Annotated in this window: 17 protein-coding genes; 13 read left to right on the forward strand and 4 right to left on the reverse strand. The window is 72.7% G+C overall.

Features of this window, described 5'->3' with window-relative positions:
* Nucleotides 1–33: 33 nt before the first annotated feature.
* Nucleotides 34–972: a DUF389 domain-containing protein gene (locus tag SLV14N_RS22995; RefSeq protein ID WP_263270857.1), complete on the reverse strand. Its 939-nt coding sequence runs from the start codon at nt 970–972 to the stop codon at nt 34–36.
* Nucleotides 973–986: 14 nt separating this feature from the next.
* On the reverse strand, nt 987–1,970 hold the full coding sequence (coaA, locus tag SLV14N_RS23000; RefSeq protein ID WP_018090879.1) for a type I pantothenate kinase: 984 nt from the start codon (nt 1,968–1,970) through the stop codon (nt 987–989).
* Between the two features lie 186 nt (nt 1,971–2,156).
* On the opposite strand from coaA, the gene SLV14N_RS23005 reads away from it, so the two are divergent.
* The 9 genes from SLV14N_RS23005 to SLV14N_RS23045 all read left to right on the forward strand — a co-directional run bounded on the left by SLV14N_RS23005 (nt 2,157) and on the right by SLV14N_RS23045 (nt 11,190).
* A complete protein-coding gene (locus tag SLV14N_RS23005) occupies nt 2,157–2,432 on the forward strand; it encodes a hypothetical protein (protein WP_263270859.1) in 276 nt (91 codons plus the stop codon).
* Between the two features lie 157 nt (nt 2,433–2,589).
* A complete protein-coding gene (glmS, locus tag SLV14N_RS23010) occupies nt 2,590–4,437 on the forward strand; it encodes a glutamine--fructose-6-phosphate transaminase (isomerizing) (RefSeq protein WP_263270860.1) in 1,848 nt (615 codons plus the stop codon).
* Nucleotides 4,434–4,802 carry a holo-ACP synthase gene (locus tag SLV14N_RS23015; protein WP_208683166.1) on the forward strand — a complete coding sequence of 123 codons (369 nt, stop codon included), beginning with the start codon at nt 4,434–4,436 and terminating at the stop codon, nt 4,800–4,802. Before glmS ends, SLV14N_RS23015 begins: the two co-directional genes overlap by 4 nt.
* 401 nt (nt 4,803–5,203) lie before the next feature.
* Nucleotides 5,204–6,628 carry an NAD(P)H-hydrate dehydratase gene (locus tag SLV14N_RS23020; protein ID WP_263270861.1) on the forward strand — a complete coding sequence of 475 codons (1,425 nt, stop codon included), beginning with the start codon at nt 5,204–5,206 and terminating at the stop codon, nt 6,626–6,628.
* Nucleotides 6,629–6,736: 108 nt separating this feature from the next.
* Nucleotides 6,737–7,555 carry a L,D-transpeptidase gene (locus SLV14N_RS23025; RefSeq protein WP_263270862.1) on the forward strand — a complete coding sequence of 273 codons (819 nt, stop codon included), beginning with the start codon at nt 6,737–6,739 and terminating at the stop codon, nt 7,553–7,555.
* 59 nt (nt 7,556–7,614) lie between these two features.
* Nucleotides 7,615–8,802: an alanine racemase gene (alr, locus tag SLV14N_RS23030; protein WP_208683172.1), complete on the forward strand. Its 1,188-nt coding sequence runs from the start codon at nt 7,615–7,617 to the stop codon at nt 8,800–8,802.
* Nucleotides 8,799–10,133: an alpha/beta fold hydrolase gene (locus SLV14N_RS23035; RefSeq protein ID WP_208683174.1), complete on the forward strand. Its 1,335-nt coding sequence runs from the start codon at nt 8,799–8,801 to the stop codon at nt 10,131–10,133. The genes alr and SLV14N_RS23035 overlap by 4 nt, the downstream gene beginning before the upstream one ends.
* Before the next feature lie 81 nt (nt 10,134–10,214).
* A complete protein-coding gene (gene tsaE, locus SLV14N_RS23040) occupies nt 10,215–10,742 on the forward strand; it encodes a tRNA (adenosine(37)-N6)-threonylcarbamoyltransferase complex ATPase subunit type 1 TsaE (protein ID WP_208683179.1) in 528 nt (175 codons plus the stop codon).
* A gap of 199 nt (nt 10,743–10,941) precedes the next feature.
* Nucleotides 10,942–11,190, forward strand: a complete 249-nt coding sequence (locus tag SLV14N_RS23045; RefSeq protein WP_208683180.1) for a hypothetical protein — start codon at nt 10,942–10,944, stop codon at nt 11,188–11,190.
* Nucleotides 11,191–11,230: 40 nt separating this feature from the next.
* On the opposite strand, the gene SLV14N_RS23050 is transcribed toward SLV14N_RS23045, so the two are convergent.
* Nucleotides 11,231–11,800 (reverse strand): hypothetical protein, encoded by a 570-nt coding sequence (locus tag SLV14N_RS23050; protein ID WP_208683181.1) that lies wholly within the window; start codon nt 11,798–11,800, stop codon nt 11,231–11,233.
* A 139-nt stretch (nt 11,801–11,939) separates the two neighbouring features.
* On the opposite strand from SLV14N_RS23050, the gene tsaB reads away from it, so the two are divergent.
* The 4 genes from tsaB (at nt 11,940) to SLV14N_RS23070 (ending at nt 14,813) form a co-directional block, all read left to right on the forward strand.
* The gene (gene tsaB, locus SLV14N_RS23055; protein ID WP_263270865.1) at nt 11,940–12,599 is read left to right on the forward strand and encodes a tRNA (adenosine(37)-N6)-threonylcarbamoyltransferase complex dimerization subunit type 1 TsaB; all 660 of its coding nucleotides are present in this window, start codon (nt 11,940–11,942) and stop codon (nt 12,597–12,599) included.
* 95 nt (nt 12,600–12,694) lie between these two features.
* Entirely contained in the window at nt 12,695–13,180 is a 486-nt protein-coding gene (rimI, locus tag SLV14N_RS23060; RefSeq protein ID WP_263273243.1) for a ribosomal protein S18-alanine N-acetyltransferase, read from the forward strand.
* A 5-nt stretch (nt 13,181–13,185) separates the two neighbouring features.
* Nucleotides 13,186–14,325: a tRNA (adenosine(37)-N6)-threonylcarbamoyltransferase complex transferase subunit TsaD gene (gene tsaD / locus SLV14N_RS23065; protein WP_263270866.1), complete on the forward strand. Its 1,140-nt coding sequence runs from the start codon at nt 13,186–13,188 to the stop codon at nt 14,323–14,325.
* 122 nt (nt 14,326–14,447) lie between these two features.
* The gene (locus SLV14N_RS23070) at nt 14,448–14,813 is read left to right on the forward strand and encodes a hypothetical protein (RefSeq protein ID WP_208683190.1); all 366 of its coding nucleotides are present in this window, start codon (nt 14,448–14,450) and stop codon (nt 14,811–14,813) included.
* Here SLV14N_RS23070 and SLV14N_RS23075 read toward each other — a convergent pair.
* On the reverse strand, nt 14,797–16,047 hold the full coding sequence (locus tag SLV14N_RS23075) for a class I SAM-dependent methyltransferase (RefSeq protein WP_263270868.1): 1,251 nt from the start codon (nt 16,045–16,047) through the stop codon (nt 14,797–14,799). The genes SLV14N_RS23070 and SLV14N_RS23075 overlap by 17 nt on opposite strands.
* Nucleotides 16,048–16,292 lie beyond the last annotated feature (245 nt).

Raw genomic sequence — 16,292 nt, forward strand, 5'->3', positions numbered from 1 at the left:
GCTGCCGCTCCGGGGCGAGGCCGTTCCGTACCGCTAGCGGGCCACCGGGTGGGCGCCGTGCCGGGCCCACAGCAACTTCTGGGTGACCAGGGTGAGCGTGCCGGCGACCACGATGCCCGCCAGGTTCAGGACGAGCTGGGTGGAGGAGCCCCAGGTCTGCGCGTAGTCGCCGTAGGCGAAGGCGACCGAGGCGTTGGCGGCGGCGGGGACCGTCGTGACCGAGATGGCCACGCCCACCAGCGCGCCGGACTTCGCCGAGGTCAGCGAGAGGGTGCCGGCGACACCGGCGAGGAAGGCCACCACGAACGACATCCAGTCCGGCTGCCAGATGAACGACGTATTGGGGCGCGGGCCCTCGACCTTCTGCTCGGTGAACAGCCCCACCGCGTCCATGAAGTAGCTGAAGCCGCAGGTCAGCACCATGGCCACGGCGAAGCCGGCGATCAGCGCCACCAGTGAGCGCCAGGCCAGTCGCGGGGCGCGCCGGACCAGGGCCGTGGAGATCCCCGCCAGCGGGCCGAACTCGGGGCCGACCGCCATCGCGCCGACGATCAGAATCGCGTTGTCCAGGACCACACCGCAGGCCGCGATCATCGTCGCGAGGGTCAGGAACGCGAGGTAGGTGGCCGAGAGCGTGGACTCCTCGTGGGTGGCGTCGGTCAGCGACTCCCACAGGACGGCGTCCGCGCCCTCGCCGGGTGCCTCGTCCTCCGCCCGCTCGGCCCGCCGGGACAGGGACAGGTCGATGTGCTCGATCGCGATCGAACCGGTTCTGTCGAGGCCCATCTCCCGCAGCCGGGCCAGCAGTCCGTCACCGGCCTCCCGTGCGACATCGCACATCACCACATCGCCCCGCGGATCACGGGCCGCCCCGCTCAGCACGACGAGATGGGTCGTCCCGACGGTCTTCTCCAGCAGCTGGAGCACCTCGTCCGTACGGTCCGCAGGGACGATCAGGCGCAGATGCAGCACGGCGTTCGCCCTTCCTAGAGCTTGCGCAACGACAGCCGTTGCACCTTGTGGTCCGGCCCCTTGCGCAGCACCAGGTTGGCACGGCCGCGGGTCGGGGCGACGTTCTGCTGCAGATTGGGCTTGTTGACGGTGCGCCAGATCATGCGCGCATAGTCGAGGGCCTCGTCCTCGGAGACCTGGGTGTACTTGCGGAAGTACGAGAACGGGTTCTGGAAGGCGGTCTCGCGCAGCTTGCGGAAGCGGCCCAGGTACCACTTCTCGATGTCCTCGGTGCGGGCGTCGACGTAGACGGAGAAGTCGAAGAAGTCGGCGAGCCCGAGGCGGGTGCGGCCGTCCTTGCCGGGCAGCGCCGGCTGGAGGACGTTGAGGCCCTCGACGATGAGGATGTCGGGGCGCTGCACGGTCAGCTGCTCGCCCGGCACGATGTCGTAGATCAGGTGGGAGTAGACCGGTGCGGTGACCTCGGCCCTGCCGGACTTCACATCCGCGACGAAGCGGGTCAGCGCCCGCCGGTCGTAGGACTCCGGGAAGCCCTTGCGGGACATCAGGCCGCGCCGGTGCAGCTCGGCGTTGGGGAAGAGGAACCCGTCGGTGGTGACCAGCTCGACGCGCGGATGCTCGGGCCAGCGGGCCAGCAGCGCCTGCAGCAGCCGGGCGGTGGTGGACTTCCCCACCGCCACGCTGCCCGCGACCCCGATGACGAACGGGGTACCGGGCTGGGGGCCGCCGCCCACGTCGCCGAGGAAGGTGTTCAGCGCACCGCGCAGATTGCTGCTGGCGCCGACATAGAGGTTGAGGAGCCGGGACAGCGGGAGATAGACATCGCGCACCTCGTCGAGGTCGATGACATCGCCCAGGCCACGCAGCTGTTCGACCTCGTCGGCCGTCAGGGGCAGCGGGGTCTTCTCCCGCAGGGCGCTCCACTGTGCGCGCGTCAGATCGACGTACGGGGAGCTGTCGGCGCGGCGTCGTTGCTGCGGATCGGTCGTCAGGGGCACGCGCCCATTGTGCGCAGCCGCCACACACCGTTCATCTCGGGGTGGCCGGCCGGGGTGGTCTTGTGGACGTCGGGCCTGGCTTGGGTGCTTCTCTGCCTGGTCGTCTGTACCCGGCGGATATTGCCCGGTACCGTCGGTGACGGGGAGAGGCCCGGCTCCGGGCCGAGGACTAATCAGGGGGTGCGTGTGCGCACGCGTAAGGCCGGTCTGCTGGGACAGCGGCCGTGGGGGAGGACCGCCGGGGCGGACTACGACGGCGCGGACGGCACCGCGGACGGCTTTGCCGCCCAGGTGTACGCCGAGCTGACGGAGGAGCTGCCGGACGAGGATCTGGGGGAGGATCTCGCCGATTTCCTGGAGCGTTACGAGCCGGGCAGCGGGCCCGGAGCGGACGCGGAGGCGGACGAGGAATCCCTGGAGACGGTGCTGGAGGCGCAGGAGCGGATACAGCGGGGGTATTGAGGGGGCGGTGGGCTCCCGCCCCGGTCCCTGCCGGAACCCGGGTGAGCGGCAAGCGCGGCTGGTGCTCTGCCCGTTCGGGAAGGGCGGGCGGTGCGGTGGGTGAGCCGGGTGCGTGGTCGTACGTGGTGCCGCAGGACGTGGCGCGTACGCTGCCTCCATGTGCGGAATCGTGGGATATGTGGGCGGGCAGAGCGCCCTTGATGTCGTCCTGGCCGGGCTGAAGCGGCTGGAGTACCGCGGGTATGACTCCGCGGGGGTGGCCGTGCTGGCGGACGGTGGTCTGGCGGCGGCCAAGAAGGCCGGGAAGCTCGCCAACCTGGAGAAGGAGCTGGCGGACCGTCCGCTGCCGGCCGGTTCGACGGGTATCGGGCACACCCGTTGGGCCACTCACGGCGGGCCCACCGACGAGAACGCCCACCCGCATCTGGACAACGCCGGCCGGGTCTCGGTCGTGCACAACGGCATCATCGAGAACTTCGCCGGGCTGCGCGCCGAACTCACCGACCGCGGGCATGAGTTGGAGTCCGAGACGGACACCGAGGTCGTGGCGCATCTGCTCGCCGAGGCCTATTCGTCCTGCGGGGAGCTGGCCGAGTCGATGCGTCAGGTGTGCCGGCGGCTGGAGGGCGCGTTCACGCTGGTCGCGGTGCATGCCGATGAGCCGGATGTGGTCGTCGGGGCGCGCCGTAACTCGCCGCTGGTGGTGGGGGTCGGGGACGGCGAGGCGTTTCTCGCCTCGGATGTGGCGGCGTTCATTGCGCACACCCGCGAGGCGATCGAGCTGGGCCAGGACCAGGTCGTGGAGCTGCGCCGGGACGGTGTGACGGTCACCGACTTCGACGGGGTGCCCGCCGAGGTGCGGGAGTACCACGTCGACTGGGACGCCTCGGCCGCCGAGAAGGGCGGCTACGACTACTTCATGTTGAAGGAGATCGCGGAGCAGCCGAAGGCGGTCGCGGACACGCTGTTGGGGCGGATCGACGCGTCGGGGGTGCTGTCCCTGGACGAGGTGCGGATTCCGCCCGAGGTGCTGCGCGAGGTCGACAAGGTCGTCATCGTGGCGTGCGGGACGGCGTACCACGCGGGGATGATCGCCAAGTACGCGATCGAGCACTGGACGCGGATTCCGTGCGAGACGGAGCTGGCGAGTGAGTTCCGCTACCGCGATCCGATCCTGGACCGGCACACACTGGTCATCGCGATCAGCCAGTCCGGCGAGACGATGGACACCCTGATGGCGCTGCGGCATGCGCGGGAGCAGGGCGCGAAGGTGCTCGCCATCTGCAACACGAACGGGTCGACCATCCCGCGGGAGTCGGACGCGGTGCTGTACACGCACGCCGGGCCCGAGGTGGCGGTGGCCTCCACGAAGGCGTTCCTGACCCAGCTGGTGGCCTGCTATCTGGTGGCGCTGTACGTCGCGCAGGTGCGGGGCACGAAGTGGGGCGACGAGATCCGGGACGTGGTGCGCGAACTGGCGGCCATCGGCACCCAGGTGGAGCAGGTGCTGGGCACGATGGAGCCGGTACGGGAGCTGGCGCGCTCCCTCGCCGACAAGAACACGGTGCTCTTCCTCGGGCGGCATGTGGGCTATCCGGTGGCGCTGGAGGGCGCGCTGAAGCTCAAGGAGCTCGCGTACATGCATGCGGAGGGCTTTGCGGCCGGGGAGCTCAAGCACGGGCCGATCGCGTTGATCGAGGATGATCTGCCGGTCGTCGTGGTGGTGCCGTCGCCGCGGGGGCGGTCCGTGCTGCACGACAAGATCGTGTCGAATATTCAGGAGATCCGGGCCCGGGGGGCGCGCACGATCGTGATCGCGGAGGAGGGCGACGAGACGGTGGTGCCGTACGCGGATCACCTCGTACGGATTCCGCGGACGCCGGTGCTGCTGCAGCCGCTGGTGTCCACGATCCCGCTGCAGGTCTTCGCCTGTGAGCTGGCCACCGCCCGCGGCAACGAGGTCGACCAGCCGCGCAACCTCGCCAAGTCGGTGACGGTGGAATGATCATCGGGGTCGGCATCGATGTCGCCGAGATCGACCGCTTCGGCGAGGCGCTGGAGCGTACGCCGGAGCTGGCGCGGCGGCTGTTCATCGAGGAGGAGCTGATGCTGCCGAGCGGTGAACGGCGCGGTATCGCCTCCCTGGCGGCGCGGTTCGCCGCCAAGGAGGCGCTGGCCAAGGCGCTCGGGGCGCCGGGCGGGCTGCACTGGACCGATGCCGAGGTGTATGTCGAGGACAGCGGGCAGCCGCGGCTGCGGGTGCAGGGGACGGTCGAGGCGCGGGCGGTGGAGCTCGGGGTGCGGTCGTGGCATGTGTCGATGAGTCATGACGCGGGGGTGGCTTCTGCTGTGGTGATTGCGGAGGGGTGAGGGTTCCCCCTTGCGGCGGGCGCCGCCGTGGTGGGGGTGCGGGTGTTCTGGGCCGGTCCCGCGGTGGGTGCGGGGTCGGTCCCGCCGTGGCGCGCCCCGAGTCGTTGTGGTGCGGGGACGGGCCTCCGGAGGCGGTGTCAGGACTGCTTCGCTTTACGTCCTGACACCGCCTCCTCCGGCCCGTCCCCTCCCGTGTGTTCGGCGGTGGCGGGCCGTGGGGGACCCGTGGATGGAATTCAGGCTGCTGCTCCGGGTGGCGGGGAGGCAGGAGGTGGCCGTCCTCTCCTCGGCCCGCCCCCCTCTCTCCCCCAGGGCTGTGTCGGCCCGTCGGATCCCGGACTGGCCTGCCCGGTGGGAGGAAATGCGGGTCGGTCGGTGGGTGAGGGGTGAGACTTGTCGGTATGAGGACTGCTTACAGCGTGGAGACCGTGCGGGGCGCGGAGCGGGAGCTCATGGGGCGGTTGCCCGAAGGGGCTCTGATGCAGCGGGCGGCGGCCGGACTGGCCGTGGCCTGTGGGGAGTTGCTGGGGCGGGTGTACGGCAGCCGGGTGGTGCTGCTGGTGGGCAGCGGTGACAACGGCGGGGACGCGCTGTACGCCGGTGCCCGGCTGGCCCGGAGAGGGGCCGGGGTGGTGGCCGTGCTGCTGTCGCCCGAACGGGCCCATCAGGGCGGGCTGGCCGCGCTGCGGGCGGCCGGGGGGCGGGTTTCGGACGATGCGCCGCGGGACATCGCACGGGCCGATCTGGTCGTGGACGGCATCGTCGGGATCGGGGGACGGGGTGGGCTGCGCCCGGAGGCCGCTCAACTCGCCCGGGCCGCATGGGAGTCGGCGCGGGTGGTGGCGGTCGATCTGCCCAGTGGTGTGGACGCGGACAGCGGTGAGGTGCACGGGGACGCCGTACGGGCCGATGCGACGGTGACGTTCGGCGCGTACAAGCCGGGGCTGCTGATCGATCCGGCGCGGGAGCGGGCGGGCGCGCTGCGGCTGGTGGACATCGGGCTCACGCTGCCGGAGGACGCCGAGATGGAGGCGCTGCAGCATGCGGACGTGGCGGAGCTGCTGCCGCGTCCGGTGCCCGAGAGCGACAAGTACCGGCGCGGCGTGGTCGGGGTGGTGGCCGGGTCCGCGCGGTATCCGGGGGCGGCGGTGCTCGCGGTGGCGGGCGCGTTGCGGGGCGGTGCGGGGGCCGTGCGGTATGTCGGGCCGGCCGCCGAGGCGGTGCTGGCGCACTTCCCGGAGACGCTGGTGCATCCCGGGCCGCCGGACAAGGCGGGCCGGGTGCAGTCGTGGGTGATCGGGCCCGGCATCGGGGAGGAGGCGGACGCGCTGGAGGAGGTGCTGGCGGCGGAGGTGCCGGTGCTGGTGGACGCGGACGGTCTGCGGTTCCTGTCGCCGCAGCGAACCCGGGAGCGGAAGGCTGAGACGTTGTTGACGCCGCATGCGGGGGAGGCCGCCGCGCTGCTCGGACGCGGGCGTGAGGAGGTCGAGGCGGCACGGCTGGCCTCCGTACGGGAGTTGGCGGCGCAGTACGGTGCCACGGTGCTGCTCAAGGGCTCGACGACGCTGGTGGCGGAGGCGGACGGTCCGGTACGGGTCAACCCCACCGGGACCAGCTGGCTGGCGACGGCCGGGAGCGGGGATGTGCTGTCGGGGGTGACCGGGTCGCTGCTCGCCGCGGGACTCCCGGCGCGGGACGCGGGTTCCGTCGGCGCGTATCTGCACGGGCTGGCGGCCCGCCGCGCGGCCGGGCCGACCGGTGCGCCGATCCTGGCCTCGGATGTCGCCGCCCATCTGGCCGCCGCTTGGCGTGATGTGACGGACTGACAGCTGCCGGTCCGGCGTTACGCCCCGCGGGGGAACGGTGCGGGCACCAGGGCGAACCTGGTGCCCGGTGGGCTTGTACGACCGCGCGGCCACGGCATGCGTGAGGGCATGAAACGCACCTTTTCCGCGCTGCTGGTCTGCGCCTCGCTCCTCGTTGTCGCCGGGCCGCCCGCGGTGGCCGTGGCGCCGTCGCCCGCGGTGGCCGTGACGCCCCCGTCCGCCGCGTACCGACTGCCCGACCTGGTTCCCGGGATCCCGCGCGCGGGGCGGGAGACGGCCGGGTCCCGGCACATCGAGTACGTGCCGCGGTCCGAGGTGGCGCACACCGGCACCAGGGCGCTGCGGTGCAGTGCCTCCACCGGGCCCTACCAGCGGCAGGCGGAGCGCTATCTGGGGCGGCAGGTGGACGGGCGGCAGAGCACGGGGGACTGCCGGGCGATCCGGCGGTTCCAGCAGGCGCACCGCATCGCGCCGGCGACCGGATTCGCGGGACCGGTCACGGGGGCGACGGTGCGGCTGATGCGGGCCAAGAAGGACCCCAACCGGGCCGGTCACTGCCCGAACCTTCCCCAGCGGACCGCGTGTGTCGATCTGAACCGGCAGCTGATGTGGGTGCAGCAGAGCGGACGGGTGATCCTCGAACCGGTGGTGATCCGGTCGGGCGCGCCGACGATGGAGACCCGCACCGGTTCGTACCGGATCTATCTGCGGCACCGGCGCCACATCTCGAACCTGTACGGCACGCGGATGCCGTACGCCCAGTTCTTCGACCGCGGGGAGGCGCTGCACGGCGTCTACGAGGACATCTTCTCGGGGCCCGGCTCGCACGGCTGCGTCAACCTCACCATGACGGACGCGCGGAGGGCGTGGGAAGTGCTGAGGAAGGGCGACACCGTGTACGTCTGGGGGCGGAAGCCCGGCGTGTGAGCGCGGTTTCCCCGCCCGTCCCCCGGGGCCCCGCGGCGTCGCCTGCGACACTGAGGGGGATGAACGAGACAGCAAAGCGCGCCCGCGCCGCCATCGACCTCGCCGCCGTGCGGTCGAACGTGCGTGCACTGCGGGACCGCGCACCCCGGGCAGAGCTGATGGCCGTGGTCAAGTCCGACGGCTATGGACACGGGGCGGTGCGCTGTGCGCGCGCCGCCCGTGAGGCCGGCGCGGACTGGCTGGGCACGGCGCTGCCCGAGGAGGCGTTCGCGCTGCGGGCGGCGGGCGACACCGGGCGGCTGCTGTGCTGGCTGTGGACGCCGGGCGGCCCCTGGCGCCGGGCCGTCGAGCAGGACATCGACGTCGCGGTGAGCGGGCTGTGGGCGCTGCGCGAGGTGACCGGCGCGGCACGGGAGTGCGGCCGGACCGCCCGGGTCCAGCTCAAGATCGACACCGGGCTCGGCCGCAACGGCTGCGCGCCCGCCGACTGGGCGGAACTGACCGCCGCGGCCCGCGCCGCCGAGGCCGAGGGCACGGTAGCCGTCACCGGCGTCTGGTCGCACTTCGCCTGCGCCGACGAGCCCGGGCACCCCTCGATCGCCGCCCAGCTGGCCGTCTTCCAGGAGGCGTTGAAGACCGCAGAGACGGCCGGGCTGCGCCCCGAGGTGCGGCACATCGCCAACACCCCGGCGCTGCTGACCCTCCCCGAGGCGCACTTCGACCTGGTCCGCACCGGCATCGGCATCTACGGCATCTCGCCCAGCCCCGAGGTCGGCACCTCCCAGGACTTCGGGCTGCGCCCCGCGATGACGCTGGAGGCCTCGCTCGCGTCGGTCAAGCGCGTCCCGGGGGGCCACGGCGTGTCGTACGGGCATCACTACACGACCCCCGGCGAGACCAGCCTGGCGCTGGTCCCCCTCGGCTATGCGGACGGCATCCCGCGGCACGCCTCCGGCACCGGTCCGGTGCTGGTCGCCGGCAAGTGGCGGACGGTCGCCGGGCGGATCGCGATGGACCAGTTCGTGGTCGACCTGGGCGGCGACAGCGCCGAGCCGGGCGATCCGGCGGTGCTGTTCGGCCCGGGGGACCGCGGTGAGCCGACCGCGGAGGACTGGGCCAGGGTGGCCGGAACCATCGGCTACGAGATCGTCACACGGATCGGAAGCCGGGTCCCGCGCGTCTACGTGGACAGCGGCATACGGAACGAAGCCGGAGGAGACAGCGCGCTCACGGGGGGTACGGCATGACCGAGGGACAGGAGGCCGCCGCGCAGGCGGTCGAGACGGCCGTCGAGGCGGCCGGCAACTGGGCACGGGCGGGCCGGCACGCCGGCGTGGCCGGTGCCGCGATCGGTGTGGTCGCGGCGGGTGCCGCGGCCGGGGTGGCGATAGAGCGGATGACGGTCGGCCGCGGGATGCGCCGCCGCGCCCGGCTCGCGCTGGACGCCGCCGGCCCGTACGGCACGCTGCGCGGCACACCGGGCGCGGCGATCGCCGAGGACGGCACCGAGCTGTACTACGAGGTCGACGAGCCGGGCGTGGAGTCGGCCCGGCCGGAGAAGGACGGCCACCCGGGCAAGGCCAGGAACGGCAAGGGCGCCAAGGCCGACCGGTCCGCCAAACCCGTCCGCGGGAAGGAGGCGCGGGCCGCGCAGGAGGCCCAGAGCGGCCTGCGCAAGCGGCTGACGGCGGCGCTGGGCCGGCGCTCCGCGGCTCCCACGGTCGTCTTCAGCCACGGCTACTGCCTCAGCCAGGACTCCTGGCACTTCCAGCGCTCCGCGCTGCGCGGCACGGTGCGCACCGTCCACTGGGACCAGCGCAGCCACGGCCGCTCCTCGCGCGGCCACGGCCAGATCGACGGCACGGAACCGGTCACCATCGACCTGCTGGGCCGGGACCTGAAGGCGGTGCTGGACGCCGCGGTCCCCGAGGGGCCGATCGTGCTGGTCGGGCACTCCATGGGCGGCATGACGGTGATGGCGCTGGCCGACCAGTTCCCCGAGTACGTCGCGGAGCGGGTGGTCGGGGTGGCCCTGATCGGCACGTCCGCGGGCCGGCTCAGCGAGGTCGCCTTCGGGCTGCCGTCCATGGGCGTCAAGGCCTTCCACTGGCTCGCGCCGGGCGTGCTGAAGGCGCTGGGCTGGCAGCGCGAGATCGTCGAGCGCGGACGGCGGGCCACCGCCGATCTGTTCGCGGGACTGATCAAGCGGTACTCGTTCGGGACGCCGGAGAAGGTGGACCCGGGCATCGCGCGCTTCGGCGAGCGGCTGATCGAGGCGACCCCGATCGATGTGGTCGCCGAGTTCTTCCCGGCGTTCGCGGTGCATGACAAGACCGAGGCGCTGGTCGCGTACGACGCGGTGCCCGCGCTGGTGCTCGCCGGGGAGAGCGATCTGATCACCCCGGCCGACCACAGCCGGGCGATCGTCGAGGTGCTGCCCGAGGCGGAGCTGGTGTGCGTCCCCGGCGCCGGGCATCTGGTGATGCTGGAGCGGCCCGAGCTGGTCAATGAGCATCTGGTGTCCCTGGTGGAACGGGCCGGCGCGGCGGCCCGCAGCTCCCGGCACGCCCGCGCCTGAGCCCCTGGCCTGCCGGGCCACGGCCTGCGGGCCGTGGCCGGGCAGTCCGAAGCTTGGCGGGCGGGACGTACCATTTGCGGCATGAGCACCACCGGCGCGATGGCGCACATTACCGTCAAGTCCCCCGAACAGATGCAGGAGTTGGGCCGCCGTCTGGCCCCGCTGCTGCGCCCCGGTGACCTGGTACTGCTCACCGGTGAGCTGGGAGCCGGCAAGACGACGCTGACCCGCGGCCTGGGCGAGGGCCTGGGCGTGCGCGGCGCCGTGACCTCTCCCACCTTTGTCATCGCCCGGGTACACCCCTCGCTGGCCGGCGGCCCCCCGCTGGTGCACGTCGACGCGTACCGGCTCGGCGGCGGGCTGGACGAGATGGAGGACCTGGACCTCGATGTCTCGCTGCCGGAGTCGGTGGTGGTCGTGGAGTGGGGCGAGGGCAAGGTCGAGGAGCTGGCCGAGGACCGGCTGCATGTGGTCATCGGGCGTGCCATGGGGAACGGTGGCGCGGAGGAGGCCCTGGAGGCCGACAAGGACGATGTGCGCGAGGTGACGGTCACCGGCCTCGGCACGCGCTGGGCCGACGCCGGTCTGCCCGCGCTGGAGACCTGCTGACGACGGGGGCGGGGCGGCCGCGGCGGCCGTTTCGCCCGGTCACGGATCCGGCCGGACGTCCGTAGTTTCCGACAAGCCGTCGGTAAGATGTTGCGTAGCGGGTGCCGGGCGTGGTGACATGGGTGGAGACCCCAGTTAGGTGAGCCTAAGTAGCCAGCCTAGCTTCTGTCGCTTGCCCCAGGACCCCCGGGAGGCGTCCATGTCGGCCCACCAGCCCGCCCCCTCGCCCGACGGGCGTGAGAGCACCCCCTTCGCGGCGGCCGGGCGCGATGCGCGCGAGACGCCGACCATGAATGAACTGCTGGCGGCGTGCGCCGCGGCCAGCGCGGTCTCCACGCCCCCCGACGCCGCCGAAGAAGCCCGTCGGGACAGGCTGGCGGACGAGCCGGAGGCGGAGGAGGAGTCCGAGCCCGGGACGGCGTCCACCGGGGGCCGCGACGCGGCGTAGCCCGTAGGGGCGAAAGGCGGACCGTCCGGGAGCCGCGTGGTCAGGAGACCACGACGACCTTGGTGCCCTGCAGCGCGAAGTCCCACATCGCCTTGCCGTCGTCCCGCGACTCACGGATACCGCCGGTCTTCTTCGACGGGTCCGGTGTGGGCCGGGAGCCGTCGACGGCCGCGCTGAAGCCGATCGTGACGTTGCCGACGGTGGCGAACCGCACCACATGCTCGATCGCTATCCCGTCCGAGCCCGTGACGCTGACCGACCGCGAGCCGACCGCGTAGGTCCCCGGCGGGGGGCTGATCGTGCTCGGCGCGACCGTGAACGTACGCCGCACCTTCTCCTGCGCGCCGACCAGCCAGACCCGCTTGGCATCGAGCGAGTAGACGATCCGCTGGCCCTTGCCGGACGCCGGGGGGATCGGGGCCGGAGCGGGCGCCTTCTCCTTCTTGCCGGGACGGTCCGGGTGCTTCTTGGGGGTGCTGTGGTGGCTGTCCTTACGGGCCTCGGTGAGGGTGTCCGGGGCGGACGCCGCGGCCTGGTAGCCGAGCACTCCGACCGCGACCACGGCCGCCGTGGTCAGCGCGGTGACGATCGTGCTGCTCTTAGCGGGCACCGCTGTGCCACCTTTCCTCCCTCTCCCTGCCACCGGCGGGGAGTCCCGGGCCAGGGCGCCGGGCTGCTTGCTGCTGGGCTACGGGGGCGACGGTAGCACCGGGAACCGGAACCACCCGCCGAGCCGTAGTCTTAAGGACGTGCTGCTGCTAGCTCTTGACACCGCCACCCCCGCCGTCACCGTCGCGCTCCATGACGGCACCCGCGTCCTCGCCGAGTCCCGCCAGGTGGATGCGCGCCGGCACGGCGAGCTGCTGCTGCCCGCCGTCGACCGGGTGCTGGCCGAGGCCGGCCACAAGCTCGACGAGGTCAGCGACATCGTGGTCGGCGTGGGCCCGGGACCGTATACGGGGCTGCGCGTCGGCCTGGTGACCGCCGCCACCTTCGGCGCCGCGCTCGGCGTACCCGTTCACGGTCTGTGCACCCTGGACGGCCTCGCCCACGCCTCCGGGCTGACCGAGCCCTTCATCGTGGCCACCGACGCCCGCCGCAAGGAGGTCTACTGGGCGCGCTACGGCGATGCCCGCACGAGGCTGACCGAACCCGCCGTCGACCGGCCCGCGGACCTCGCCGACCAGGTGGCCGGCGTCCCGGCCGTGGGCGCGGGCGCGCTGCTCTACGACACGGTCTTCACCGGCGTACGGCGCGAGGCGCCCGAGCACCAGTCCGCCGCCGCGCTGGCCGAGCTGGCGGCCGGGAAGCTCGCGGCGGGCGAGGAGCTGCTGCCGCCGCAGCCGCTGTATCTGCGGCGTCCGGACGCGCAGGTACCCGCCAACTACAAGGTGGTCACTGCCCGGTGAGTTCCCGCCCGTCGCCCGACCACCAGACCTCGGCGCCTCCCCCAGACGCTGTCCGGGGGGACCCCCAGCGCGGCGACGTCGCCCGGCCCGGTGCCATGCTGCGCGAGATGCGCTGGTGGGACATAGCGCCGGTGCTGGAGCTGGAGCGGGAGCTGTTCCCCGAGGACGCCTGGTCGCCGGGCATGTTCTGGTCCGAGCTGGCGCATGCGCGCGGCCCGTACGCCACCCGCCGCTATCTCGTCGCCGAGCAGGCAGGCCGGCTGGTGGGCTACGGCGGGCTGGCCGCCATCGACGGCACCGGCGACATCCAGACCATCGCCACCGCCCGCGACCAGTGGGGCACCGGCCTCGGCGCCCGGCTGCTGACCGAACTCCTCGGCGCCGCAACGGACTTCGAATGCCATGAGGTGCTGCTGGAGGTCCGGGTCGACAACCTCCGCGCCCAGCGCCTCTACGAGCGCTTCGGCTTCGAGCCGATCGGCTTCCGCCGCGGCTACTACCAGCCCGGCAATGTCGATGCCCTCGTGATGCGCCGCACCACCCAGACCTCCTCCGAAGCACCCTCCGTACAAGGAACTTGAGAACCATGGCTGACTCACGCGGTGGACCGCTCGTCCTCGGCATCGAGACCTCCTGCGACGAGACCGGTGTCGGCATCGTCCGCGGCCACACCCTCCTCGCCGACGCGGTCGCCTCCAGCGTCGACGAGCACGCCCGCTTCGGCGGCGTGGTGCCGGAGGTGGCCTCGCGCGCCCACCTGGAGGCGATGGTCCCCACCATCCAGCGCGCCCTGAAGGACGCCGGGGTCGCGGCCTCCGACCTGGACGGGATCGCGGTCACCGCGGGACCGGGCCTGGCCGGTGCGCTGCTGGTCGGCGTTTCGGCCGCCAAGGCGTACGCCTACGCCCTCGGCAAGCCGCTCTACGGGGTCAACCACCTCGCCTCGCACATCTGCGTCGACCAGCTGGAGCACGGCGCGCTGCCGGAGCCGACCATGGCCCTGCTGGTGTCCGGCGGCCACTCCTCCCTCCTGCTGGCCCCGGACATCACCTCCGACGTACGGCCGCTGGGCTCAACCATCGACGACGCGGCCGGTGAGGCGTTCGACAAGATCGCGCGGGTGCTGAACCTCGGCTTCCCGGGCGGCCCGGTCATCGACCGCTACGCCCGCGAGGGCAACCCCGACGCGATCCGCTTCCCGCGCGGTCTGACCGGCCCGCGTGACCCGGTCTACGACTTCTCCTTCTCCGGTCTGAAGACGGCGGTGGCCCGCTGGATCGAGGCGAAGCGGGCGGCCGGTGAGGAGGTGCCGGTGGCGGACGTCTCGGCGTCGTTCCAGGAGGCCGTGGTGGATGTGCTGACCCGTAAGGCCGTCCGGGCCTGCGAGGACAACGGTGTGGACCACCTGATGATCGGCGGCGGGGTCGCGGCCAACTCCCGGCTGCGGGCGATGGCCGAGCGCCGCTGCGAGGACGCCGGCATCACCCTGCGGGTGCCGCGGCCCAAGCTGTGCACCGACAACGGTGCGATGGTCGCGGCCCTGGGCGCGGAAATGGTGGCCCGCAACCGCCCGGCCTCCGCCTGGGACCTCTCCGCGGACTCGTCGCTCCCGGTCACCGAGCCCCATGTGCCCGGCGAGTTCCCCGAGGACGCACCCGCAGACCACACCCACCACCACGACCATGACCACGTCCACGAGATGAGCAAGCACAACCTCTACTCGTGAGGGCCGGCGAGGGCTCGTTTTGTACTTCTGCGAGTCCTCGCCGCCACCCCCGGCCCGGCATCCGGCCCGAGGTCTTACCCTGACGTGCAGTACCGAGCGCGTACGTGGGGAGGCGGCAGGCCGTGGACTGGTTCTGGTGGGTCTTCATCTTCTTCATGGCGGGCGGCTTCGCGAAGGTCGCCGACACCGCCCGCACGGCGCTGCGCACCCGGCACGAACGCAAGATGGAGCGCCTGGAAACCGCCCGCCAGGAACGGCAGGAACTGGCCGCCGCCCAGAAGCCGCCGGAACCGGTGTGCGGCTGCACCCACCACCTCGCCAAGCATGACAAAAAGGGCAAGTGTCATGAGCGGGTTGAGGTGGCGGTGGCGTGGGACGCCGACCACAGGCCGCTGGAGTACGAAGCGGGCCAGTGCACCTGCCAGCAGTACATCGGCCCGCAGCCGCTCTCCCAGATCTACGCCGAGGACCTCACCGACCTGGCGTGAGCGGGTCCGTGGCCGGGTGCCCCAGCAGCATGCTGGGGGCGCCGCCGACCCGGGTGAGGAAGATCGTGCAGGACCTGCGTCCGCCGCCGAGCTTCAGCTTCTTGCGCAGCTCCTCGGGCTCGACCGCGGAGCCCCGCTTCTTGATCACCGCGATACCGACCTCGCGCTCCCGCAGCAGCGCCTTGAGCTTCTTGACGTGGAACGGCAGCACATCGGTGATCGCATAGGCGGTCGCGTACGGCGTCGCGGTCAGCCGGTCCGCGGTGATGTAGGCGATCGTCGGGTCGATCAGCCGCCCGCCGACCTGCCGGGCCACATCCGCGACGAGATGGGCCCGGATCACCGCCCCGTCCGGCTCGTACAGCCAGTCACCGACCGGGCCGACCGGCGCGTGCGGCGCGTCGTCGCCGGCGGCCGGGTCCGGCAGCCCGGTGCCGAGTAGGGAGTCCCCGGCGGGAAGCAGGGTGGCGCGGCGGCCGCCGGGCACCGGCCGGGGCGCGCCGCCCTCACCCGTCCCGAACCACACCACGGCCTCCTTGACGTCGCCCCCGTCCGAGATCCACTCCGTCTCGGCATCCTCGGGCAGCGCCTCGTGCGGCACCCCCGGCGCGATCTTCAACGCCGCGACCGGTGCCTTACGGGCCGCCTCGACGGCCCAGGACAGCGGCGGCGCATACGCCTCGGGGTCGAAAATCCGGCCGCCCCGCGCCTTGCTGCGCCGCGCCGGATCCACGAACACCGCGTCATACCCGGCGACGTCCACCTCCGTCACATCCGCGCAGCGCACCTCGATCAGCTCCGCGAGCCCCAGCGCCTCGGCGTTGGCCCGCGCCGCCGCACAGGCCAACGGGTCACGGTCGACGGCCAGTACCCGGATCCCGGCCCGCGCCAGGGCGAGCGCGTCACCGCCGATGCCGCAGCACAGGTCGGCCAGCGTACGGACGCCCAGCGCGGCGAGGCGGGTGGCGCGGTGGGTGGCGACCGTGGCGCGGGTGGACTGCTCGACGCCGTTCGGCGTGAAGTACATCCGCCAGGCGTCCGCCCCGAACTTCGCCACCGCCCGCTGCCGGAGCCGCGCCTGCCCGAGCGCCGCGGAAACGAGCTCCGCGGGGTGCTCCCGCCGCAGCCGGGTGGCTGCCGCCAGCTCATCCGCCGGATCGTGGTCCCGCAATTCGGCCAGCAGGGCCTGGCCCTCCGGGGTGAGCAGGGTGGAAAAAGTGTCGAGCGCGTTCACGGTGTCATTGTCCTCCCACGTTTTCGGCCCTCCCGCCGTGGGTGTTGCTCGCCGTTGCGCCGGCGGCGGGCTGGGTGGTTGTCGGGTGCGGTGACGGGCCTCCGGGGCCTGGTGTGTGGACTGCTTCGCTTTACGTCCACACACCAGGCCCCTCCGGCCCGTCCCCTCCCGTGGGAGGAGTCAGTGACGGTGAGTGGGGGCGGGCGTCCGCAGACGGCACTTTCACTCCTGCTTCGCGAGGAGCA

The sequence above is a fragment of the Streptomyces sp. Je 1-4 4N24 genome (assembly GCF_026239515.1).
In the GTDB taxonomy this organism is placed as follows: domain Bacteria; phylum Actinomycetota; class Actinomycetes; order Streptomycetales; family Streptomycetaceae; genus Streptomyces; species Streptomyces nigrescens.

Coding starts and splice junctions, on each gene's coding strand:
- glmS (WP_263270860.1), top strand. CDS start 2,590: ATGTGCGGAATCGTGGGATATGTGGGCGGGCAGAGCGCCCTTGATGTC.
- SLV14N_RS23015 (WP_208683166.1), top strand. CDS start 4,434: ATGATCATCGGGGTCGGCATCGATGTCGCCGAGATCGACCGCTTCGGC.
- SLV14N_RS23020 (WP_263270861.1), top strand. CDS start 5,204: ATGAGGACTGCTTACAGCGTGGAGACCGTGCGGGGCGCGGAGCGGGAG.
- SLV14N_RS23025 (WP_263270862.1), top strand. CDS start 6,737: ATGAAACGCACCTTTTCCGCGCTGCTGGTCTGCGCCTCGCTCCTCGTT.
- alr (WP_208683172.1), top strand. CDS start 7,615: ATGAACGAGACAGCAAAGCGCGCCCGCGCCGCCATCGACCTCGCCGCC.
- SLV14N_RS23035 (WP_208683174.1), top strand. CDS start 8,799: ATGACCGAGGGACAGGAGGCCGCCGCGCAGGCGGTCGAGACGGCCGTC.
- tsaE (WP_208683179.1), top strand. CDS start 10,215: ATGAGCACCACCGGCGCGATGGCGCACATTACCGTCAAGTCCCCCGAA.
- SLV14N_RS23045 (WP_208683180.1), top strand. CDS start 10,942: ATGTCGGCCCACCAGCCCGCCCCCTCGCCCGACGGGCGTGAGAGCACC.
- rimI (WP_263273243.1), top strand. CDS start 12,695: ATGCTGCGCGAGATGCGCTGGTGGGACATAGCGCCGGTGCTGGAGCTG.
- tsaD (WP_263270866.1), top strand. CDS start 13,186: ATGGCTGACTCACGCGGTGGACCGCTCGTCCTCGGCATCGAGACCTCC.